The sequence below is a fragment of the Arthrobacter sp. Hb9-2 genome (assembly GCF_059091165.1).
In genome coordinates, this window is the sequence record NZ_JBNHGJ010000120.1 from 1 (window position 1) to 249 (window position 249).

Here is a 249-nt window from a genome sequence, read left to right on the forward strand (position 1 = left end):
TCCAGGACACATAAAGCATCCGTACTGGGCAGAGAAGAAACCAGGCGACCGCTATTCGTTGATATTCCACCCTTGAGCACCCGCCGCAGAACAAACGCCTGCGCAACGGGCATATACTCCTGACAAACATTCCCCCCCGTCATTCAACGGGCGGATGCTTGTAGGTGCTCCTTAGAAAGGAGGTGATCCAGCCGCACCTTCCGGTACGGCTACCTTGTTACGACTTAGTCCCAATCGCCAGTCCCACCT

1 rRNA gene is annotated in these 249 nt (G+C 55.4%); it reads right to left on the minus strand.

Features of this window, described 5'->3' with window-relative positions:
• Positions 1-175: 175 nt before the first annotated feature.
• Positions 176-249 (minus strand): 16S ribosomal RNA (locus AC5RV1_RS21480); the annotation flags it as partial.